The sequence below is a fragment of the Mesorhizobium sp. L103C131B0 genome (assembly GCF_000502275.1).
Lineage (GTDB): Bacteria > Pseudomonadota > Alphaproteobacteria > Rhizobiales > Rhizobiaceae > Mesorhizobium.
The window spans coordinates 68,607-90,368 of record NZ_AYXC01000018.1; the positions used below are offsets into that span (position 1 = coordinate 68,607).

Here is a 21,762-nt window from a genome sequence, read left to right on the forward strand (position 1 = left end):
AAAAGACATGACCGAGCTTGTGCTCACCGAGGCCCGCAACGGGATCGCCATCCTCACGCTTAATCGGCCGGAAAAGCTCAACGCCTTGAACTATGCGCTGATTGATAGCCTGCTTGCGCTCCTCGATGCGGCCGAGACCGACGATGCCATCCGCGCCGTCATCCTCACTGGAGCAGGAGAGCGCGCCTTCTCCGCCGGCGGCGACATCCATGAATTCTCAGGCAGCGTGGCCATCGGCGTCGACGTTGCCCTGCGCGACTTCGTTATGCGCGGACAGCGGCTGACGGCAAGGCTGGAGGCATTCCGCAAGCCCGTCATCGCCGCCGTCAACGGCATCGCCTTCGGCGGCGGCTGCGAGATCACCGAAGCCGTGCCGCTCGCTATCGCCAGCGACCGCGCCTTGTTCGCCAAGCCTGAGATCAACCTTGCAATGCCGCCTACTTTCGGCGGCACGCAGCGGCTTCCGAGACTGGCAGGGCGCAAGAGGGCGCTCGAGCTGCTGTTGACCGGCGATTGGTTCCCGCCGCCGCGCGCCGTCGAACTCGGCCTCGTCAACCAGGTGGTGCCGCATGAGGAGCTGATGTCCACCGCAATTGATCTTGCCCGGCGCATGACCAGGCATTCTCCTGCAGCAATTGCCTCAATCCTCACAGCAGTGGCGCGGGGCCTGAACCAGAGCATCGCGGAAGGCTTGGCTGTCGAGGCCGAGCAGTTCGCCCGCATGGCTCCGACCGCTGATCTGCGCGAAGGGCTGGATGCCTGGATCGCACGGCGCCAGTCGGGCTGTGACGGCTCGTGGACACACATCACCCGTCCGGATGAAGCCAGGCGAGCCTCAACGCAGCAGGACGGGCTTGCGGACCGGGATCAAGGCGCCGTCACGGCCACATGACCTTTCATGTTGGGGTGGAAGCGGCAGAAATATTCGACCGCTTCCGCCTTCCGCAGGGTCAGGCTCGCTGTTGCCTTCGGCGGGATCATCACTTCCCAGCCACCCTTGACGGTAGCCGTATGTGCGAACACGTCCTTGTTCACCCACTTGATCGTGTCGCCGACCTTCGCGTCGACGGTGGCCGGCGAAAAGACAAGTTTGTCGATGGTGACCTGGATGGTTTCGGCCTGCACGGGTGAGGTCCCGAAGACCAGCGCCAGTGCAATCCACAGCTGCCGTTTCGACATAGCCTGGTCCTTACTTCAGCATACCTGCAACATGCTCGGCGTGCTGTTCATGGCCCTGGAAAATCTTCAGGCCGGTCTCCAGCAGGCTCTTCAACTCGGTATTACTGGCCGATGGGATCAAAAGGGTTTCAAGCGCGCCGTCGACCTGTTTGTGGTAGGCGATCTCGTTGTCGACATAGGCTTTGTCAAAGGCTGCGCCGTCGAGTTTGGCGAGCTTCGCCCGCTCCTCGGCCGCAGCCTTGGTCAGCGCCTGGCTGGTTGCGTTGTCTTCCGGCGTCACCTTCAGCTTCTTTACCAGTTCCAGTGCCTGCGCGTTGACCGCTTCGTGGTCACGCACCATGTCGTTGGCGAAATCCACGACCTCCTTGGTCTTCGATTTCTTGATCGCCTGCTTGGCGGCTTCCACATCGATGACGCCTGCCGTGTAGGCGATGTGGGCGATCTGCGGGTCCGTCGGCTTGTCGGCGGCTTGCGCGAGCGGGGCAGCGCCAAGCAGCAGCAAGGCAGCGAGGGCGGCGGTGTGTCGGGTAAGCATGGCATCTCCTTCGCCCGGACGCGGGATCGCGCCGGGCCATGTTTTTGAGTTGACGGTCATTGGATGCGCAGCGGCGGCAAACGTTCCCGGGGAAATCGGCCAAATCAGCCGATGATCAGCTCTCCAGGCCGAGCCGCTGCATGACGGCGCTGGTCAGCCTGTCGCAGCGCCGGCCGGCAAACGGGAAGGCGTCGAGCAGCACCGGCCCGATCTGGTCGTCGAGTGCCTTGCGTACCAGGGCGCGGGCGCGGTGTAGCCTTGTCTTGACGGTTTCCGGCCGCACGCCAAGCAGCTCGGCGGTCTCCTCGATACTGAGCCCCTCGATAACCCGCGCCACGAACACCGTCCGATAAACATCGGGTAGGCTGTCGGTCGCCCGTTCCACCAACTCGAGGATCTGCCGCTGCGCCATCGTCCGCTCCGGATCGTCGCTGGGATTGAGGGGGAACTGGATGATTTCGGCTTGCGGGTTTTTCGCCACCGTCCGCCGCCTTTTGCGCAGACGGCCGAGCGCCTCGTTGATGACGATGCGCGACAGCCAGGTGGCCAATGAGGACTCCCCGCGAAAGGCATCGAGATGGGCAAAGGCTCTGACATAGGCCTCCTGGACGATGTCCTCGGCTTCAGCATCGTTGCGCACCACCCCGCGAGCGATGCGATAGAGCCGCTGATTATGGGTCTTCATGATGATGCGGAAGGCGTTGCCTTCGCTTGCCAGCGCGCGGCGCACGAGAAGCATCTCGCTTGAAGCAGCAGTGGGCATTGGTAGAGACATAGCAGGCATGGCCAGTTCCTCGATCCGATCCCCGTCCGAAACCTCGATCAAGACATTGGATGACATCGCCGGCAAAAGGTTCCCGGCCATTTTCGCCCGGCTCCGGCGGCGCCTAGAATACTGCTTCCGCCAGCGGCTTGTCAGCAGCCTGCACTCGCGCCGTGGCCGCAAGCAGGTCGGTCTGCGTGATCAGGCCAAGGATGCGGCTGTCCCCGTCCAAGATGATGACTGCATGGGTGCGGCCGTCGGTGAGCACCGGTAGCAGGGCCATGGCGGGCGTACAGGCGGCGGCGGTCGACGCTGTCGACGTAACGCTTCCGACGGCTTCGTCGGCTCGCGCCAATTCCCTCAATCCAACGGTGCCGACCAGCCTGGCGTCCTTGTCTACAACCGGCAGCGTGCGGATATTGTGGTCGAGCAGCAGATGACGCGCCCGATCGGCGGACGCGTGTTCATCGACCGAAATCACGTCGCGGGACATGATGTCCTCGCACAACATGGTTCGGTGTGCGCGCATCGTCGCTTGCAGTTCGACCTGTCGCAGCAGCTGTTCGAGATCGTTGCGGTCGATGTCGAAGGTCTCGTCGAGTGCAGCCAGCGCGGCATCGATGTCCTCGGCCCGGAAGCCGATGCGCTCCTGAGCCGGCGGATCGATGGTTCCGTGCGTGCTTTTCGGGGCAGGGGCCGGCACATGCGGGTAGCTGCGTCGCGACAGCCTGTGGAAAGCATAGCCGAGCGCGACCAGCATCATGGAGTTCAGCGCCACCGGCACGAACGGAAATAGGAAGCCGGCACCGATCACGGCCGGCCCGCCGAGCACGGCGGTCAGTGCGGCGGCGCCGCCCGGCGGATGCAGGCAGCGTGAGAACGACATGGCGGCGATCGCCATCGCCACGGCAATGCCCGTGGCGAGAACGGGCTGATGGACGAAATGGGCCACGATCACGCCGACCAGCGCCGATATTGTATTGCCGCCGATGATCGACCATGGCTGCGCCAGCGGGCTTGCAGGCACCGCAAACAGCAGCACCGCCGACGCCCCCATCGGCGCCACCAGCAGCGGCACATGCGGGCCATTGCCAAGCACCAGCGCGCCGATCGCGCCGGTCAGCGCAATGCCGATCATCGCCCCGATGCAGGCGATGAGGCGCTCGCGCAGCGTCGCGCCGGCGAGAATGGGGACAAAGAGACGAAAGGCCATGGCAAGCTCAGTCCGGCTGGAATTGTGCGCGCAGCGCCTGCAATGGCGTTGGACCGACGATTTTGAAAGTCAAACCGATCCGAAAAAGCGCGCATTGGGGAAATAACATTGCGCTTGGTCGACCCATGAGCGGCTTTGCGACGTCGATCGCCTGCGAAAGTCGCTCGCCAATCCTTTCAACGGGTTGGGCGGACCAGCGGAATCAGCTTCGCAAGTTTGCTGGTGTCATGCCGCAGCGGCCGCTTCCAGCCCGCGCAGGATATCGGCCTTGAGGTCCTCGACATCCTCAAGCCCGATCTGCAGCCGGATCAGCGGGCCGTCATAGGGGCCCTTGGCGACGGTACGGTCGCCGAGGAAGACCGGCACGGCAAGGCTCTCATAGCCGCCCCAGGAATAGCCGAGACCAAAGATTTTCAACGCATCGAGGAAGGCATGCTGCTGTCTCTGGCCGCCGCCTTTGAGCACGATGGAAAAGATGCCGCTCGAGCCGGAAAAATCACGCTTCCACACCGCGTGGTCGGGGTGGCTGGGGAGCGCCGGGTGCAGCACGCGGGCCACGCCGGGCTGGCCTTCAAGCCAGACGGCAATGGCAAGCGCGCTCTTTTGATGGTGATCCAGCCGAACGCCCATCGTGCGCAGGCCGCGCAGGACTTGGTAGACGTCGTCGGGGCCGGCGCAGCAGCCCATCGTGTAGAACGTCTCGCAAAGCTGCTTCCAGCAGTTGGCATTGGCAGACACTGTGCCCAGCAGCACATCCGAATGCCCGGCCGGATATTTCGTCGCCGCATGGATCGAGATATCGACGCCGTGGTCGAGCGGACGGAAATAGAGCGGCGTTGCCCAGGTGTTGTCCATCATGACGATGGCGCCCGTTTCATGCGCCGCCTTGGCGATCGCCGGAACGTCCTGCACCTCGAAGGTGTTGGAGGCCGGTGATTCCGTAAACACGACTTTGGTGTTCGGCTTGATCAAGCTGGCGATGCCGGCGCCGGCATGCGGATCGTAATACTCGACCTCGACACCCAGCCGCTTCAGCATCGTGTCGGCGAAATTGCGGGTCGGATGGTAGACGGAATCGACAATCAGGATGTGATCGCCTGCCGAGAGAAACGCCAGCAACGGGACGGTCACCGCCGCCAGGCCCGACGGCACGATTATGGTGCCGGCGGAGCCTTCCAGCGCGTCGATCGCATGCGCCAACGCATCGGTGGTCGGCGTGCCGCGTGTGCCATAGGTGTATTTCTGGCTGCGCGCCGCCATCGCCGACGCATTGGGATAGAGCACGGTCGAGGCATGCACGATCGGCGGATTGACGAAGCCGAAATAGTCGTGCGGATTGTTGCCCGAATGGGCAAGCCGCGTGTTGATACCCATTTCGTTGCCGTCAGTCGCCATTGCTCTTCGCCTCGTGGTGAAAGCGCTAGCCATAGAGCGGCGGCATTGGCCGTGCAACAGTGGGCGCCCGCCAGGCGGTGCCCTTTGCATAGGCCAATTCCCTTATGAATAGTCTGGAACGCGCGGCAATCCAGAGCCGCGGATTTCATGAGTGGATGTGGATTAGCGTCGACGGACTTTGCCGTTTTTGTTTGCGGGGCTTGCTGCTTTCCTGAGGGTGTTGTCCGCAATTCAGGCATTTGCGGCAATTGGTTTTCAAAGCTGTCGTGAAACGGTCATTTCCCTTGACCTCACAGAGATAATCGCCTTCGATGCAGTTCGTGAATGGGAGGGGCCGGGCGTCGGTTACGACGCGAGGTTCCGGAATGAGCCGGATGGGAGCCGGGTTCACGCGGGAAAAGATCAGGATTTGCCTGAGGATCAGGGTTTACCTGAAAACAGAAAAGGGTCTGTGGGTTATGAAACATATTGCAATTGGCATTCTCGGTGCCGCTGCGCTTGGATGGATGGCTTCGGCCGCGTCGGCGACAACGCTCGATACCGTCAAGGCGAAGGGCTTCATCCAGTGCGGTGTCTCGACGGGCCTGGCCGGCTTCTCGGCGCCTGACGACAAAGGCGATTGGAAAGGCATCGACGCGGATTTCTGCCGCGCTGTTGCTGGTGCAGTCTTCGGCGATGCCTCCAAGGTCAAGTTCACGCCGCTCAGCGCCAAGGAGCGCTTCACCGCGTTGCAGTCGGGCGAGATCGATCTCCTGTCGCGCAACACCACATGGACCATCAATCGCGATACCGCGCTTGGCCTGAACTTCATCGGCGTCACCTATTATGACGGCCAGGGTTTCATGATCAACGCCAAGAAACTGCCTGGCGTCAATTCGGCGCTGCAGCTTTCAGGTGCGGCAGTCTGCGTGCAGAGCGGCACCACCACCGAGCTCAACCTCGCCGACTACTTCAAGGCGAACAAGATGGAGTACAACCCGGTCGTCTTCGAAAAGCTGGAAGAGGTCAACGCTGCCTATGACGCCGGCCGCTGCGACGTCTACACCACCGACCAATCCGGCCTCTATGGCATCCGCCTGACGCTGAGTGCGCCGGCCGACCATGTCGTGCTGCCCGAGATCATCTCCAAAGAGCCGCTCGGCCCCGCCGTACGCCAGGGGGACGACCAGTGGTACCACATCGTCAAGTGGACCTACTTCGCCCTGTTGCAGGCAGAGGAACTGGGCATCACCCAGGCCAATGTCGAAGAGATGAAGACCTCGGATAATCCGGAGATCAAGCGCGTGCTCGGTCAGGAAGCCGAAACCAAGATCGGAACCGACCTTGGCGTGAGCAATGACTGGGTCGTCAACATCGTCAAGGCAGTCGGCAATTACGGTGAGATGTTCGAGCGCAATGTCGGCACCGGCAGCCCGCTGAAGATCGCGCGCGGCATCAATGCGCTGTGGACCAAGGGCGGCCTGCAATACGCACCGCCGATCCGCTGATCGAAATGTGATCCGGAAGGCAGATCATCTGCCTTCCGGTTTCTCTTTCCAGGGGATGAGCAATGGCATCGCAGGAAGTTCTTCGCGAGGAGCCGAGCCGCGGTTCCTTCATCAACGATCCGAAAGTCCGCGGGTTTTTCTTCCAGGCGGTGGTTGTCATCTTGCTGGTGGCGGGCGTCTGGTGGATCGTCCACAACGTCATCGTCAACCTGCAGCGCCTGCATATTACTTCCGGTTTTGGCTTCCTGAACAACCGAGCAGGCTTTGACATTCCAGTCAGGCCCATCGCTTATGATTCCGATTCGACCTATGGCCAGGCCATTGTCGTCGGGCTTATCAACACCATTATCGTCGCCGTTGCCGGCATTATCACCGCGACCATCATTGGCTTCATTGTCGGCGTCGGCCGGTTATCGCGCAACTGGCTGGTTCGCAAGATTTGCACGGTCTATGTCGAGGTGTTCCGCAACATCCCGCCGCTGCTGGTGATCTTCTTCTGGTATTCAGGCGTGCTCGCGGTACTGCCGGCGCCTCGCGACAGTTTCAATTTGCCGTTCGGCTCTTTCCTCAACCAACGCGGTTTCTATTTTCCGCGCGCTATCTGGGGCGACGGCTCCTGGCTGATGTTTGTCGCCTTGCTTGTCGGCATCGCCATGGCTTTTTTTGTCGCGCGCACGGCACGCCAGCGGCAAATGGCAACCGGCCAGCAGTTTCCCGTATTCTGGACTTCGGCGGCGCTGATCGTCGGCCTTCCGCTCCTGGCCTATGCGCTGAGCGGCTTTCCCTTGAGCTTCGACTTTCCAAAGCAATCGACCTTCAACCTGACCGGAGGCTTTCAGATCGGGCCGGAGTTCCTGTCTCTCTATTTGGCGCTGTCCTGTTACACGGCCTCCTTCATCGCCGAGATCGTGCGCGCCGGCATTCTCGGCGTCAGCAAGGGTCAGACCGAAGCGGCTGGCGCCCTGGGGCTGCGGCCGGGATCTATCCTGCGGCTTGTCGTCGTTCCCCAAGCCATGCGGATCGTCATCCCGCCGCTGACCAGCCAGTATCTCAACCTGACAAAGAACTCGTCGCTGGCCATTGCCATCGGTTACCCCGACCTGACGGCGATCGCCGGCACAGTGCTGAATCAGACCGGTCAAGCGGTCGAGGGTGTGCTGATCATGATGGTCGTCTATCTCATCATCAGCCTGGTGACGTCGGCGGTGATGAATGTGGTCAACGCCAGGATGGCGCTGGTGGAGAGGTAAGACCATGCAGGAACATGATACCTCCTGGGTGCGGACCGAAATGGCACTCGCTCAACAAGCCCCGGCCGGCGTGCGGGGGCCTTTGGCCTGGGTTCGCAAGAACCTGATCGGTTCGGTGGGCGACGTCATCCTGACTGTAGTGGCTATTGCGCTGGTGGTGATGATCGTGCCGCCCGTCGTCAACTGGGCCTTCATCAACGCCCAGTGGACGGGGCCGGACCGGACTGTATGCGCCACGGTGGCGCAAGGCGGCATCCAGCCGGACGGCTGGTCAGGCGCCTGCTGGGCCTTCGTCAACGCGAAGTTCGGCCAGTTGATGCTTGGCCGCTATCCTCTGGAAGAGCGCTGGCGGCCGATCCTGGTCGCCGTCCTGTTCGTGGCGCTGCTGGTGCCGTTGCTGATGCCACGCGTGCCGCGCAAGGGGTTGAACGCCATTCTTCTATTCCTGGCATTGCCGATCATCGCGTTCGTGCTCCTGGTCGGCGGCATCTTCGGCCTGCCGCATGTGGAGACCCAGCTATGGGGCGGGCTGCTGGTGACGCTGAGCCTGTCCTTTGTCGGCATTGCCGTGTCGCTGCCGATGGGCATCGTGCTGGCGCTTGGCCGGCGCTCCAAGATGCCGATCGTCAAGACACTGTGCGTGGTCTTTATCGAGTTCGTTCGCGGCATCCCGCTGATCACCGTTTTGTTCTTTGCCAGCGTCATGCTGCCGCTGTTTCTGCCCGCCGGGGTTTCGTTCGACAAATATCTCAGGGCGCTGATCGGCGTCTCGCTGTTTGCCGCCGCCTATATGGCCGAAGTGGTGCGCGGCGGCCTGCAGGCGATCCCCAAGGGCCAGTATGAGGGTGCGGATTCGCTTGGCCTGGGCTACTGGCAGAAGATGGTGCTGATCGTGCTGCCGCAGGCACTGAAGCTGGTCATCCCCGGCATCGTCAATACCTTCATCGGTATGTTCAAGGACACAAGCCTCGTCATCATCATCTCGATGTTTGACCTGCTTGGCGTCGTCAAGCAGAACTTCTCGGACGCCAATTGGGCGACCCCACAGACCGCGAGATCCGGTCTCATCTTTGCAGCCTTCGTCTTCTGGCTGTTCTGCTTCGGCATGTCGCGGTATTCGATGTACACGGAACGCCGGCTCGACACCGGCCACAAACGTTGATGCATGTCGCCCAAAAGTGTTTAGCGGTTTTGGGACAACGACATGCATCATAGCTAAAAGACAGAACAAAAAGGGGAACCTGCCATGGTCATAGAAAACGCCGTCAGCGCCGAAGAGATCAAGGTCGATGCCAAGAAGATGCACATTTCGACCACCGATGTCGCAATCGACATCATCGGCATGCACAAATGGTATGGCGAGTTCCATGTGCTGAAGGACATCAACCTCAAGGTGATGCGCGGCGAGCGCATCGTCATCTGCGGTCCTTCGGGCTCGGGCAAGTCGACCATGATCCGCTGCATCAACCGGCTGGAAGAGCACCAGAAGGGCAAGATCATCGTCGACGGCAAGGAACTCACCAACGATCTCAAGAAGATCGACGAGGTGCGCCGCGAGGTCGGCATGGTGTTCCAGCACTTCAACCTGTTTCCGCATCTGACCATCCTGGAGAACTGCACGCTGGCGCCGATCTGGGTGCGCAAGACGCCGAAGAAGCAGGCCGAGGAAATCGCCATGCACTTCCTCAAGCGCGTCAAGATCCCCGAACAGGCCAACAAATATCCGGGCCAGCTGTCGGGCGGCCAGCAGCAGCGCGTGGCGATAGCGCGTTCGCTGTGCATGAACCCGCGCATCATGCTGTTCGATGAGCCGACCTCGGCGCTCGATCCCGAAATGATCAAGGAAGTGCTGGAGACGATGGTGGGCCTGGCCGAGGAAGGCATGACCATGCTGTGCGTCACTCACGAAATGGGCTTTGCCCGCAAAGTCGCCAACCGGGTGATCTTCATGGATCAGGGCCAGATCGTCGAACAGAACACGCCGGCCGAGTTCTTCGACCATCCGCGCCACGAGCGCACGAAGCTGTTTCTGTCGCAGATCCTGCACTGAGCATTTTCATGCGAACCAAAAGAGCCCGGCCGTAATGCGGCCGGGCTCTTTTGCTATCTGGGGGGTTGATCTTCTCCATTGAAACACAAAGCCGCCGCCGCATGAGAAAAGCCCTGCGTTTCGTGGCCATGCTGATTATCGTGGTCGCGCTCGCTGCCGCGCTCGGCACGCTGGTGCCGCGTCCGCTGTGGCCGGCGTCAGCGGCGGGTGAGGGCACGCGCCATATTCTGGTGCTGGAGAATCCGATCCACACCGACATCGCCATTCCAGTCGATGACGAGGTGCGCCGGCGCTTCCATTTCCTGGTCGCTGCCGGCATCCCTGTCGACGCCCCGGAAGTGCGCTACATCGTCTTTGGCTGGGGCGGCCGGGCCTTCTATCTGGAGACGCCGAGCTGGTCGCAGCTGAAAGCAGTGCCCGTCCTCAAGGCGCTGACACTGGACGCCTCGGTCATGCATGTCGATATCGCCGGGACCATCGCCGAGCCGCACCCTGCTGTCACCGGTTTCGACATCGATGAGGAACGTTTTGCAGCGCTGCTCAACTATATCGACGCGAGTTTCCAGCAAGGGCCGCATGGTCCGGTCGTCATCGAGAACGCCGCCTATTCCAGCTTCGACCGCTTCTTCGAGGCGAACGGCCATTTCAACGCGCTTGTCGGCTGTAACACCTGGACAGCCGCCGGCCTGCGCACCGCCGGCCTGCGCACCGGCTGGTGGAACCCGCTGCCGGCCTCGCTGGGCTTGTCGATGCGGTTTTATAACTAGCAGTCCTTCATCGCACCGCGACAGTGTTGGATCTTTTGAAGTCAGCGGGACAGCACCCCCCTCTGGCCTGCCGGCCATCTCCCCCGCAAGGGGGGAGATCAGCCGTTTTGCCCGCGGCGCTCGTGCTGCAACGCCGGCGATTTTGGCGAAGGCGACGGCGACATCCAATCTCCCCCCTTGCGGGGGAGATGTCCGGCAGGACAGAGGGGTGGGAAGGATCGCTACGTCGACGATCTAGACTGCCGAGTGTCCGCTCGCCATCCATAGAGCCAGTCGAGGTCGGCGGCGAGCTTGTCGGGCGAGCGCATGGCCAGGAACAGATTGCGGGCGATCGCCACCGGGCCGGCAGCATGCCAGGCGAGGCGGTTTACGGCCCCACGACGCGCGGCCTTGGCGACACGCGGCCGCCGAAGATTTTCCCAGATTCGAAAACTTCTGGGCAGATCGCCAGGGAAATCGGCGATAGCCTCGGCAAGCGTGATGGCATCTTCGATCGCCATCGCGGCACCTTGCGCCGCAAACGGCGTCATCGCGTGCGCGGCGTCGCCGATCAGCGCGATGCCCTGCGGGCTCGTCCACCGCTTCTGTTCGACGGTGTGGATCGGAAAGGCCGTCCATGGGCCGGCCAGTGCCACAAGCTTCGTCAGGCCCGGCGCGGTGCCGCGCAGGGCAGCCGTGAGGATCGCAGGATCGGCATGGCCCGACCAACCTTCGGCCATGCGCTCACCCTTGGTGAAGGCGGCGAGATTGAAGGCCCGGCCTTTGCTGACGGGGTAGGCGACCATGTGGAAGCCTGGATGCAGGAACGTGGTGACGCAGTCGGCGGCGCCGATCGCGACAAAGGCTTCGCCGGCGGCGCTCTCGGCCGCGATCGTGACTCGCCAGGCGAGTTCGCCCGAAAAACGGCTTTTGACGAAGTCCTCGCCTGCGAGTTGCGCCCTGACCGCCGACCAGACGCCGTCGGCGCCGACCAGCAGTTTGCCGCGTGCCTCGATCTCGCGGCCGTCCACTTCGGCGGTCACGGCGACATATTGCGCGTCTTTGACGATGCCGGTCACGCGGGCGCCGGTGATGAGCTCAATCTGCGGCCGTTCAGCCATTTGCGCCAACAGCGCTGCCTGCACATCTGCGCGATGGGCGACAAGATAGGGCGCCTGCCAGCGCGCTTCGGCGGCGTGCCCGAGCGGTACCCGCGCCAGTTCGCGCAGCGTCCGGGCGTCCTTGAGCACGACCGCTTCCGACCGCAACGCTGCCGGCAACAGCCGGTCGAGCGCGCCGAGTTTTCGAAGAATGCGTGTTGCGTTGGGCGAAAGCTGGATGCCGGCGCCGGCCGCTTCTAGGTGCTGTGCCTGTTCGATAAGCTTTACCGGATAACCCCGTCCGGCGAAGGCAAGGGCGGCGGTCAGCCCGGCGATGCCGGCCCCGGCGATTATGACCTGCCGGGACCTTATGTCTTCCATCGGGCTTGTCGCGGAAGGATCAGGCGGCCTGGTCGATATAAAGGCAACCAGCCGGCAGCGTTTCCGTCGCCCTCAGCTTCGCCGAATAGCGGTAGAGCGTCGAGCAATACGGGCAGACCTTTTCATTGTCGTCGCCCATGTCGAGGAACACATGTGGGTGGTCGAAGGGCGGGTTGGCGCCGGTGCACATGAATTCCTTGACGCCGATGTCGATTGCCGGATGGCCCGCATCGTTCTGGAAATGGGGAATGGAACCGCCTGCCATCGTCGTCTCCTTGATCTCGTCGAAAAGCATCTGGAACATAACAGGCATGTTTGCAAGATCGATGAAATGAAACTGTCGCAAAAGCCTGTCAGAGGATACGGTGAGCCGGTTAAGTGCATGTCCCTGAAATCGGAATGGTTTTCGCCGAAGGGTCATGCGTTACAAAAGCGTGTTAGAGGCATGGCACGTCCAGCGGCGCTCCAAGGGACGGTTGGCGGGGAAGAGCAGGAACCATGAACGAACTGAAGCCGGTGCAGAGCGAATTCATCAATGTCGAGGTGGCGAGCCCCGACGGCGGCAACCCCGATAGGTTCGTCAACCGTGAGTTCTCCTGGCTGCAGTTCAACCGGCGTGTGCTCGAGGAATCGCAGAACGAGCACCATCCGCTGCTCGAACGCGTCCGTTTCCTGTCGATTTCGGCCGCCAATCTCGATGAATTCTTCATGGTCCGCGTCGCCGGCCTTGCGGGCCAGGTGCGCGAAGGCATTGCGCTCAAGAGCCCCGACGGCCGCACGCCGGAGCAGCAGCTGGAACAATTGCTGCGCGAGGTCGAGCGGCTGCAGGAGGACCAGCAGAACAGCCTTTCGGCGCTGATGTTGCTGCTCAACAAGGAAGGCATTGAGAGCATCACCCGCGACGCACTGACCAAGGATGAAAAAGTCTGGCTGGAAGACCATTTCCAGGACCAGGTTTTCCCGGTGCTGACTCCACTGTCGATCGACCCGGCGCATCCGTTTCCGTTCATTCCCAATCTCGGCTTCTCGATGGCGCTGCAATTGCGCCATCGCAAGAATGGCGAGGAGATGAGCGCGCTTCTGCGCCTGCCGGTGGCGCTGAAGCGCTTCATCCGTCTGCCCGACCGCAAGCAGCACGTTCGCTTCATTCCGTTGGAGGAGGCTGTCGGCCTCTATATCGGCAAGCTGTTCCCCGGCTATGAGGTCAAGGGTTCCGGCACGTTCCGCATCATCCGGGACAGCGATATCGAGGTCGAGGAAGAGTCGGAAGATCTCGTGCGCCTGTTCGAGACGGCGCTGAAGCGGCGCCGCCGCGGTTCGGTCATCCGCATCGAATTCGACAAGTCGATGCCCGGCGAATTGCGCGAGTTCGTCGCCGGCGAGCTTGGCGTCTCTTCGAGCCGCATCAGCGTTCTGACCGGCCCGCTGGCGCTCAGCCAGATTTCCGAGATCGTCGCCGTGCCGCGCGACGACCTGAAGTTCACCCCCTACAATCCACGCTTTCCCGAGCGCATTCGCGAGCATGGCGGCGACTGTTTCGCGGCCATCCGCGAGAAGGACATCGTCGTCCACCACCCCTATGAATCCTTTGACGTGGTGGTCCAGTTCCTGCGCCAGGCGATGGCCGACCCGGAGGTGGTGGCGATCAAGCAGACGCTCTACCGCACCTCCAACGACAGCCCGATCGTGCGCGCCTTGGTCGACGCGGCCGAGGCCGGCAAATCGGTAACCGCCCTGGTCGAGCTCAAGGCGCGCTTTGACGAGGAAGCCAACATCCGCTGGGCGCGCGACCTCGAACGCGCCGGCGTCCAGGTCGTGTTCGGCTTCCTCGAACTCAAAACCCATGCGAAAATGTCGCTTGTGGTGCGGCGCGAGGACGGCAAGCTGCGCAACTATGTCCATCTCGGCACCGGCAACTACCATCCGGTGACCGCGCGCATCTACACCGACCTGTCCTTCTTCACCACCGATCCGACGATCGCGCGCGATGTCGCCCAGCTGTTCAACTTCATCACCGGCTATGCCGAGCCGACGGATGAGATGCGGATCGCCATCTCGCCGTTTACGCTGCGCAGCCGTATCCTCAAGCACATTGCCGACGAGGTCGCCTACGCGCTGGCTGGCCGTCCGGCGCGCATCTGGATGAAGATGAACGCGCTCGTCGACCCCAACATCATCGACGCGCTCTATGACGCCAGCCGTGCCGGCGTCGAGATCGATCTCGTCGTGCGCGGCATCTGCTGCCTGCGGCCGCATGTGCCCGGCCTGTCGGAAAACATCAGGGTCAAGTCGATCGTCGGCCGCTTCCTCGAACACAGCCGCATCTATTGCTTCGGCAACGGCCATGGCCTGCCGTCGGACGAGGCGATCGTCTACATCGCCTCGGCCGACTTGATGCCACGTAATCTCGACCGCCGCGTCGAGACCATGGTGCCGATCACCAATCCAACGGTGCATGAACAGATCCTTGGCCAGATCATGCTGGGCAACATCATGGACAACCAGCAAAGTTTCGACGTATTGGCTGACGGAACCTCCCGGCGCGTCGTGCTGGAGGAGGGTGAGGAACCGTTCAACGCGCAGGAATATTTCATGACCAATCCGAGCCTGTCGGGACGGGGTGACGCGCTGAAGTCGCATGCGCCCAAGCGCATCGCGCAGTTCAAGCGTCGCAAGAAGAACACCGGCTGATGATTTCAACGTCCCAAGGCCGGCTGCAGGATCGCCGGCCGCTGTCCATCATCGACATCGGCTCGAACTCGATCCGCCTTGTCGTCTATGAAGGGTTGGCGCGCTCGCCGACCTTGCTGTTCAACGAAAAGATGCTGGCCGGCCTCGGCCGCGGCATCGTTTCGACCGGCAAGCTCGACCCCGAGGCGGTGACGCGCTCGATGGAGGAGTTCCGCCGTTTCCGCGCGCTCTCCGACCAGGCGGGTGCGGAGCACATGTTTGTGCTGGCAACGGCCGCGGCCCGCGAAGCGATCAACGGACCCGACTTCATCCATCGCGCCCAGGATGTGCTCAAGACCGAGATCCGCGTGCTCACTGGCCGGCAGGAGGCCCATTATTCGGCGCTTGGCGTCATTTCGGGCTTCCACCCCGCCGATGGCATTGCCGGCGATCTTGGCGGCGGCAGCCTGGAGCTTATCGACATCAATGGCGAGGCGATCGGCGACGGCATCACGCTGCCGTTGGGTGGCCTGCGGCTGCAGGACATGGCCAGGAATTCGCTCGCCCAGGCGGCAAAGATCACCCGCGACGAACTGGCGCGCGCCAAAATGTTGAAGGGCGGGCAGGGACGGCCCTTCTACGCCGTTGGCGGCACCTGGCGAAACCTTGCCCGGCTGCACATGGAAATGACCAACTACCCGCTTGGCGTCATGCACCACTATGAGATCGGTGTCGACAGCGCCGCCAATTTCCTGAAGCAGGTGGCGAAAGGCGAGATCGAGAAGGTCAAGGGCATCGAAGGCGTGTCGAAGAACCGCCGTTCACTGCTGCCCTATGGCGCGGTCGTGCTGCAGGAGATCATGGCGGCGATGCAGCCGTCGAAGATCATCGTCTCGGCATTGGGAGTGCGCGAAGGCTTTCTCTATTCGCTGCTCGACCCTGCCGAGCAGAAGGCCGATCCGCTGGTCTCCGCTTCGGAGGAACTAGCGCGGCTGCGGTCGCGCTCGGTCACCCATGCGCATGAGCTTGTCGAATGGACGGACAAGACCTTTGCCGCCTTCGGCATCGACGAGACGGAGGATGAGGCGCGCTATCGCCACGCTGCCTGTCTGCTGGCCGATATAGGCTGGCGCGCACACCCGGAATATCGCGGCAAGCAGTCGCTCAACATCATTGCCCACGCCTCCTTCATTGGCGTCGATCACCCCGGCCGTGCCTTCCTGGCGCTGGTCGGCCTGTTCCGCCACGAAGGCGTGTTCAACGATGCGGCGCCGGAAATCCGCGGCCTGGCGACGCCGCGCTATCTCGAGCGAGCCCGCATCCTGGCGGCGGTGCTGCGCGTCGTCTATCTGCTGACTGCGGCCATGCCCGGCGTCATGCCGCGGCTGAAATGGGAAAACCGCGGCAATGGCACGTTGGCGCTGGTGCTGCCGGCCTCACTTTCCGATCTTTACGGCGAACGCCCGGCCGGACGGCTGGCGCAACTGGCGCGGATCACCAACCGCCGGCTGGTGCTGGCGGTCGAGGGTGGGCAGAGCGTGTCGGTGAAGTAGGCGCGGCCTGACAGCAAAACCATGTCGTCGTCGGCCTCGCGTTCGAGGACCGGCTTCCTCAATCCGTCGCTGCTTCGCACCGCCACCTCCCCCTCCGGAGGGAAAGGAAGGGAGCCTCGTTGGAAAGCGTTGGCGGCAATAGGCTCGAGCCCTTCCTCTACCCCGTCGATCGGGGGAGAGGTGGCTCGGCGGAGCCGAGACGGAGTGGGGGTCGACCTGCCTCGGCGAGGGATCAACCTGGGACGATATTTGACGATATCAGACCGCGGCGCGGCGCCCGTCGATCGACAAGGCCCCGGCGCCGGCCATGGCTAGCGCCAGGAATCCACCGGCGATAGCAATATCCTTCATCAGCATCTGCTGGTGCAGGAAGGTGAGCATCGGGTCATCGCCGCCCTGGCCGTAGTGGCCGATGGAGCCTGCAACGATGCAGAAAGCGGCAAGAAGTATCGCAACGACCGGCGTCTGAAAGCCGACCAGTATCAAGAGACCGGCAATCAACTCGAACAGCCCGGTGCCCCAGGCGGCAAGCATCGGCAATGGCATGCCGAGGCCGGCGAAATAGCCGGTCGTCCCGGCAATGTCGGCGAGCGCGTGGTAGCCGGAGGGAACGAGCAGGACGGCGAGCAGCAGCCGGGAAATCAGAAGCAATGCATCGCGGGGCATGGTCATCTCCGTTGTCTGTCCGCCGGCTGTTTCGAGACCGATCCTAGCAGGGATGGGTCGAGCGTGCGCTTGGGCAGACAACGAAAAAGCGGCGTGGAAAATTCCACGCCGCTTTTTTCAGGCTTGGGAAGGGAAAGCTCAGCCGCGCTTGGCGTCGATCGAGTAGGTGCCAGGGCCTGAGGAAGCCAGCAGCAGGAAGCCGCCGGTGATGGCGACGTTCTTCAGGAAATGGATCATCTGGTTCTGGTCGGCCCAGCCGGTATGGGCGACAAAGGCCGAGGCGATGGTGAAGACCGCGAGCACCCAGGCGGCGATGCGGGTCTGAAAGCCAACGAGCACGGCAAGGCCGCCGAGCAATTCGATCACGCCGACGACAATGGCCGTTATGGTCGGCACCGGCAGGCCCATGGCGCCGAAATAGCCGGCGGTGCCGGAAATGGCGGTGAGCTTGCCGAAGCCGGAAAGCAGGAAGATGGCGGCGAGCAGGATGCGGCCGAGCAGGACGGTGGTGGAGCTGTTGGACGCGATGCCGGCGCCGGCAGCGGAAGTGTTGATGGACATGGTGGCTCTCCGAAAAAGGGTTGATGCCTCGTCAGATAGACCAAGCCGACTGTTCACCAAAGCCGCCAGTCCGGCGACACATTGTTCACAGCACGTACATTTCGGGATCGTTCGACCGACGCAAAATTCTTGTCGCTGCCAGCAGCGGCGGGAGCAAATTGTCCCGCCACACGATTCGGATTTCTAGTTGACGCAATTCCCAAGAGGAAGGGCTGCGCGCTTCCCGAGGAAACGCAAGGCACTTTCCCTGGAATCGCTTTAACCCGGATGCGTCATGTCTTCGGGCCGTACCAGGCGGTCGTAGTCTGCCTCGCTGACCAGCCCAGTAGCCAGTGCTTCCTCGCGCAAGGTGGTGCCCTTCTTGTGCGCGGTCTTGGCGATCTTGGCGGCATTGTCGTACCCGATCGTCGGCGCCAGCGCCGTCACCAGCATCAGCGAGCGGTCAAGCGCGGCTTTGATGTTGTCTTCGCGAGCCTCGATACCGACGACGCAATTGTCGGTGAAGGAGATCGAGGCGTCGGCCAGCAACTGCACCGACTGCAGGAAGTTGTAGGCCATCAGCGGGTTGTAGACGTTGAGCTCGAAATGACCTTGGCTGCCGGCGAAGGTCAGCGAGGCGTTGTTGCCGAACACCTGCACGCAGACCTGCGTCAGAGCCTCGCACTGCGTCGGGTTGACCTTGCCAGGCATGATCGAGGAACCCGGCTCGTTTTCCGGCAGCGACAGTTCGCCGAGGCCCGAGCGCGGGCCGGAGCCGAGGAAGCGGATGTCGTTGGCGATCTTGAAGAGGGCGGCGGCCGCCGCGTTGATGGCGCCATGCGAGAACACCATGGAATCGTGCGCGGCGAGCGCCTCGAACTTGTTCGGCGCGGTGACGAAGGCAATGCCGGTGATTTCGGCGATGCGCGCCGCCACCTTTTCCGCAAAGCCGACCGGCGCGTTGAGGCCGGTGCCGACGGCGGTGCCGCCCTGCGCCAGTTCCTGCAGGCCGGGCAGCGTCATCTCGATGCGCTTGATCGAAGAGGCCACCTGCGCGGCGTAGCCGGAAAATTCCTGGCCCAGCGTGAGGGGTGTCGCGTCCTGCGTATGGGTGCGGCCGATCTTGATGATGTGGGCGAAGGCCTTCGTCTTGACCTCGAGCGCAGCGTGCAGATGCTTCAGCGCCGGCAGCAGATCGTGCACGATGCGCTCGGCGCACGCGATGTGCATGGCTGTCGGGTAGGTGTCGTTCGACGACTGGCTCATATTGACGTGGTCGTTAGGGTGCACCGGCTTCTTCGAGCCCATGACGCCGCCCAGAAGTTCGATCGCCCGGTTGGAGATCACCTCGTTGGCGTTCATGTTGGACTGCGTGCCCGAGCCGGTCTGCCAGACGACCAGCGGGAAATGATCGTTCAGCTTGCCGTCGATCACCTCTTGCGCCGCCTCGATGATCGCCTTGCCGACTGCCGGATCGAGCCGCTTCAACTCCATATTGGCTTCCGCCGCCGCTCGCTTGACGATGCCGAGCGCACGCACGATCGAGGCCGGCTGCTTTTCCCAGCCTATCCTGAAATTGCCGAGGGAACGCTGCGCCTGCGCGCCCCAGTAACGGTCGGCTGCAACCTCGATGGGGCCGAACGTGTCGGTTTCGGTTCTGGTCCTGGCAGCGGTCACTTGTCTCTCCGACGATCGAATTCGGCAACGGCGTATCGCGTTGCACAATGGCCTTCAAGCAGAGATTGCGGCCGGCAGGCAGTAAATCGGTTGAAGCGGTAGCGCCGGCCTTCGGGATCCTGCACCCTCCACTTTCTTGTGAAGGAAATTGCTCCTCAGTGCGGCTTGATCCCATAAAGTGGACGGAAACTTGCGGATTTAGCTCGATGAGATCATGTCGAGCTGGCGGATTGCTCTACGCAAACTTCCCCCAGGATCAGCAATGCGCAATTCACGTCTACCTACGAGCGACTCTGCCACACAAACTACCATCCGTGCCGGCGTCTCACTGGCAACAGCAGCGATGAGGTAGCTTATGCACTTGTCCTTCTGTTCAGTTTCCGTCCAAAATCCGGCATCGCATCCGGATCGAGCTTCGGATCGCGAAGCCGAGAATTTCAAGTCCACCCTGGGAGCGCCTCCACATGGCCTCGGAGTTTTCCAAGATGCATGGCGGCAAGGTCGAAGCCGTCTCGACGTCGCAAGTGACGCTCTTTGCCCTCCGTATTTTGCTGAAAGCGCGCCTGATCGCGGACCGTCAGCTCGGAACCTTTTTCCTCCAACGGCGCAGCTTTGTCCTGAGATAGGATCTATAGCCGAACGGAAGTGTTCGCCGTCCGGAAGGCGTGCTTGTCCGCGCCTCCAGACGCTGGCGCACGACGCTCATCAGTCTGCTGAACGCGGGTGTTTCCAATGATTGCACCCGTTTGACGAGATTGTCGGGCAATGGCTTTGAGCGCCAGTCGAAATAAGCCTCGTAGTCTTGCGGCGTTGCGATCAGGTGCTGGAGATAGGCTGCAAGATCGCTGGCGCTGGCGAAGGCACTGGCGTCAATAAAGGAGTGCTCCGGAACGAACTCGTCCACATTGGGAGCGCCAAGGTAGATCGGCACCGTGCCGGCCATGAACGCGTCATAGATTTTCTCGGTGACATAGTCGGCCTCGATCGAGTTCTCCATGGCCAGGCAGAATTTGTGCCGCGCAATGGTTTCGATCTTGGTCTTCGAGCCCAGATCGGGGCCAGAGACCGATCGGTTGTTGCGATATCGGCCATAAGAATCGATCTTGATGTGGCGCGCCAGTTCGTTCGCCAAATCGACACGGCCGCTATAATTCAGGCCGGCCGACTGGAAGAGTGCGACCGGCGCTTCTTCCGTTTTCGGTACGATTGGTCTGGCCAGCGCATCTTTCCACCACACCGCACGCGGAAGGTAGGGCACCCAGACATCGGACCGGGATTCATGCGTCATGATGATATCGAAGTGCCGCATGATTTTGGGGTCGGCAAGTCGCTTGTAGTTTTGGCCGCATTCCATCGACCAGGCGACCCAATATTGACCAGGGTATTTGTAGCCATCGCCAACTTCGCGAAAGTTCGGAATATGGAAGACGACTGCCGCGGCCTCGGAAATCCGTCGTTTGTCCAGTGTCCACCGCCCGGGCATTTCGCACTGTATCGACGCGATATCGACGGGTTTGCTGAAGAACGTTGTGTAGAAGAGGATCAGTGGATCGATAGACGGCATGGCACCACGAATGTCTGAAGCATTGCTCAATCTGCAGACAGACGCGGTATCGGAAGTTTGGTCAAGTGCTCCGCTTGTTCGAGGCCGAGGGCCGTCCAAACGGTCACCCCGCCGTATACCCGCCATCGATCGCGAAAATGCCGCCGCTGGTCCACGCCGCCTCGTCGCTGGCGAGATAGACGGCGATGCCGGCAAGATCGCTGGTCTGGCCGATGCGGCCGAGCGGGTAGCTGCGCTCGACATAGGTTTTCAGCTCGGCTTGCGCTGCCGCCGGCAGGTTGTCGATCGACTTGCGCCGCATGGCGGTGTCGACCGTGCCGGGCGCAATCGCATTGACCCTGATGCCGCGCGGACCAAGCTCGAAGGCCAGCGACTTGGTCAGCGAATTCAGCGCGCCCTTGGACAAGGAATACAGGCTCGACGGCCGCTTCGGGATCATCTTGTCGGCGAAGTAGGACGAGATATTGATGACGGAGGCGTTGGCGCCGAGATGCGGCAGCAGCCGCTGGGTAAGGAAGAACGCCGCCGTCACATTGAGCGCGAAGGATTGCTGGAATTGGTGCTCGGTGACGGTCTCGAAAGGCACCAGATAAGCGACGCCGGCATTGTTGACGAGGATGTCGAGCGGGCCGGTTGCTTTCGCGCGATCGACCACGGCATCGATGCCGGACGAGGTCGAGAGATCGGCCGACTGGGTGCCGACGTTGCCCGCCGCCGCAAGTGTCTCGCGGGCGGTCTCGAGCTTGCTGGTGTCGCGACCGACGATCAGCACGTCGGCGCCCTCGCGCAAGAAAGCTTCCGATATCGCCAGGCCGATGCCGTCCGAACCGCCGGTCACCAGTGCTCGCTTGCCAGAAAGTCTCATTGAAGGCCAAGTCGCATCGAATGCTCTCGCTGTTGCCCGCGTCACGAAGGCAATGCCGATCGGCGAGGGCGGTCAAGCCGGCGGCCTATCGCTCAGTATGAACTTCGGTTGGCCGCGTGCCGATCCGG

The 21,762-nt window shown here is 62.2% G+C and carries 20 protein-coding genes; 8 read left to right on the forward strand and 12 right to left on the reverse strand.

Features of this window, described 5'->3' with window-relative positions:
* Positions 1-7 precede the first annotated feature (7 nt).
* Complete coding sequence (locus X730_RS140980; RefSeq protein WP_023827222.1) at positions 8-892, forward strand: crotonase/enoyl-CoA hydratase family protein; 885 nt, start codon at positions 8-10, stop codon at positions 890-892.
* On the opposite strand, the gene X730_RS140975 is transcribed toward X730_RS140980, so the two are convergent.
* From X730_RS140975 to X730_RS140955, 5 genes are all read right to left on the reverse strand, one after another.
* Positions 868-1,179, reverse strand: coding sequence for a cupredoxin family copper-binding protein (locus X730_RS140975; protein WP_023827223.1), 312 nt, complete (start codon positions 1,177-1,179; stop codon positions 868-870). The genes X730_RS140980 and X730_RS140975 overlap by 25 nt on opposite strands.
* 10 nt (positions 1,180-1,189) lie before the next feature.
* On the reverse strand, positions 1,190-1,714 hold the full coding sequence (locus X730_RS140970) for a DUF4142 domain-containing protein (protein ID WP_023743963.1): 525 nt from the start codon (positions 1,712-1,714) through the stop codon (positions 1,190-1,192).
* A 115-nt stretch (positions 1,715-1,829) separates the two neighbouring features.
* Positions 1,830-2,498 (reverse strand): RNA polymerase sigma factor, encoded by a 669-nt coding sequence (locus X730_RS140965; protein ID WP_031197257.1) that lies wholly within the window; start codon positions 2,496-2,498, stop codon positions 1,830-1,832.
* Between the two features lie 103 nt (positions 2,499-2,601).
* The gene (locus X730_RS140960; RefSeq protein WP_023827226.1) at positions 2,602-3,690 is read right to left on the reverse strand and encodes an HPP family protein; all 1,089 of its coding nucleotides are present in this window, start codon (positions 3,688-3,690) and stop codon (positions 2,602-2,604) included.
* 225 nt (positions 3,691-3,915) lie between these two features.
* Positions 3,916-5,085 carry a cystathionine beta-lyase gene (locus tag X730_RS140955; protein WP_023827227.1) on the reverse strand — a complete coding sequence of 390 codons (1,170 nt, stop codon included), beginning with the start codon at positions 5,083-5,085 and terminating at the stop codon, positions 3,916-3,918.
* A gap of 458 nt (positions 5,086-5,543) precedes the next feature.
* Between X730_RS140955 and X730_RS140950 the strand changes: the two genes are divergently transcribed.
* The 5 genes from X730_RS140950 (at position 5,544) to X730_RS140930 (ending at position 10,639) form a co-directional block, all read left to right on the forward strand.
* Positions 5,544-6,572 carry an amino acid ABC transporter substrate-binding protein gene (locus X730_RS140950; RefSeq protein WP_023671480.1) on the forward strand — a complete coding sequence of 343 codons (1,029 nt, stop codon included), beginning with the start codon at positions 5,544-5,546 and terminating at the stop codon, positions 6,570-6,572.
* 62 nt (positions 6,573-6,634) lie between these two features.
* Entirely contained in the window at positions 6,635-7,822 is a 1,188-nt protein-coding gene (locus tag X730_RS140945; protein WP_023671481.1) for an amino acid ABC transporter permease, read from the forward strand.
* A gap of 4 nt (positions 7,823-7,826) precedes the next feature.
* Positions 7,827-8,984, forward strand: a complete 1,158-nt coding sequence (locus X730_RS140940; RefSeq protein ID WP_023700666.1) for an amino acid ABC transporter permease — start codon at positions 7,827-7,829, stop codon at positions 8,982-8,984.
* Positions 8,985-9,068: 84 nt separating this feature from the next.
* A complete protein-coding gene (locus X730_RS140935) occupies positions 9,069-9,872 on the forward strand; it encodes an amino acid ABC transporter ATP-binding protein (RefSeq protein WP_023671483.1) in 804 nt (267 codons plus the stop codon).
* 101 nt (positions 9,873-9,973) lie between these two features.
* Positions 9,974-10,639 (forward strand): TIGR02117 family protein, encoded by a 666-nt coding sequence (locus X730_RS140930; protein WP_023827228.1) that lies wholly within the window; start codon positions 9,974-9,976, stop codon positions 10,637-10,639.
* 221 nt (positions 10,640-10,860) lie between these two features.
* On the opposite strand, the gene X730_RS140925 is transcribed toward X730_RS140930, so the two are convergent.
* Positions 10,861-12,099 (reverse strand): FAD-dependent monooxygenase, encoded by a 1,239-nt coding sequence (locus X730_RS140925; RefSeq protein WP_023827229.1) that lies wholly within the window; start codon positions 12,097-12,099, stop codon positions 10,861-10,863.
* A 19-nt stretch (positions 12,100-12,118) separates the two neighbouring features.
* Positions 12,119-12,364: a zinc-finger domain-containing protein gene (locus X730_RS140920; protein WP_023705697.1), complete on the reverse strand. Its 246-nt coding sequence runs from the start codon at positions 12,362-12,364 to the stop codon at positions 12,119-12,121.
* A gap of 233 nt (positions 12,365-12,597) precedes the next feature.
* On the opposite strand from X730_RS140920, the gene X730_RS140915 reads away from it, so the two are divergent.
* Together X730_RS140915 and ppx are read left to right on the forward strand one after the other, a co-directional pair.
* Positions 12,598-14,790 carry an RNA degradosome polyphosphate kinase gene (locus X730_RS140915; RefSeq protein WP_023827230.1) on the forward strand — a complete coding sequence of 731 codons (2,193 nt, stop codon included), beginning with the start codon at positions 12,598-12,600 and terminating at the stop codon, positions 14,788-14,790.
* On the forward strand, positions 14,790-16,322 hold the full coding sequence (gene ppx, locus X730_RS140910) for an exopolyphosphatase (RefSeq protein ID WP_023827231.1): 1,533 nt from the start codon (positions 14,790-14,792) through the stop codon (positions 16,320-16,322). The genes X730_RS140915 and ppx overlap by 1 nt, the downstream gene beginning before the upstream one ends.
* A gap of 258 nt (positions 16,323-16,580) precedes the next feature.
* Here the strand turns inward: ppx and X730_RS140905 are convergent, their stop codons facing one another.
* The 5 genes from X730_RS140905 to X730_RS140885 form a co-directional block, all read right to left on the reverse strand.
* On the reverse strand, positions 16,581-16,988 hold the full coding sequence (locus X730_RS140905) for a DoxX family protein (RefSeq protein ID WP_023828895.1): 408 nt from the start codon (positions 16,986-16,988) through the stop codon (positions 16,581-16,583).
* Positions 16,989-17,126: 138 nt separating this feature from the next.
* Positions 17,127-17,549: a DoxX family protein gene (locus tag X730_RS140900; RefSeq protein WP_023827233.1), complete on the reverse strand. Its 423-nt coding sequence runs from the start codon at positions 17,547-17,549 to the stop codon at positions 17,127-17,129.
* 258 nt (positions 17,550-17,807) lie between these two features.
* Positions 17,808-19,205 (reverse strand): class II fumarate hydratase, encoded by a 1,398-nt coding sequence (gene fumC, locus X730_RS140895; RefSeq protein ID WP_023827234.1) that lies wholly within the window; start codon positions 19,203-19,205, stop codon positions 17,808-17,810.
* A gap of 577 nt (positions 19,206-19,782) precedes the next feature.
* Positions 19,783-20,868, reverse strand: coding sequence for a glycosyltransferase family 10 (locus X730_RS140890; RefSeq protein WP_245261412.1), 1,086 nt, complete (start codon positions 20,866-20,868; stop codon positions 19,783-19,785).
* Between the two features lie 4 nt (positions 20,869-20,872).
* Positions 20,873-21,634 (reverse strand): SDR family oxidoreductase, encoded by a 762-nt coding sequence (locus X730_RS140885; RefSeq protein WP_023697718.1) that lies wholly within the window; start codon positions 21,632-21,634, stop codon positions 20,873-20,875.
* Between the last annotated feature and the right edge of the window lie 128 nt (positions 21,635-21,762).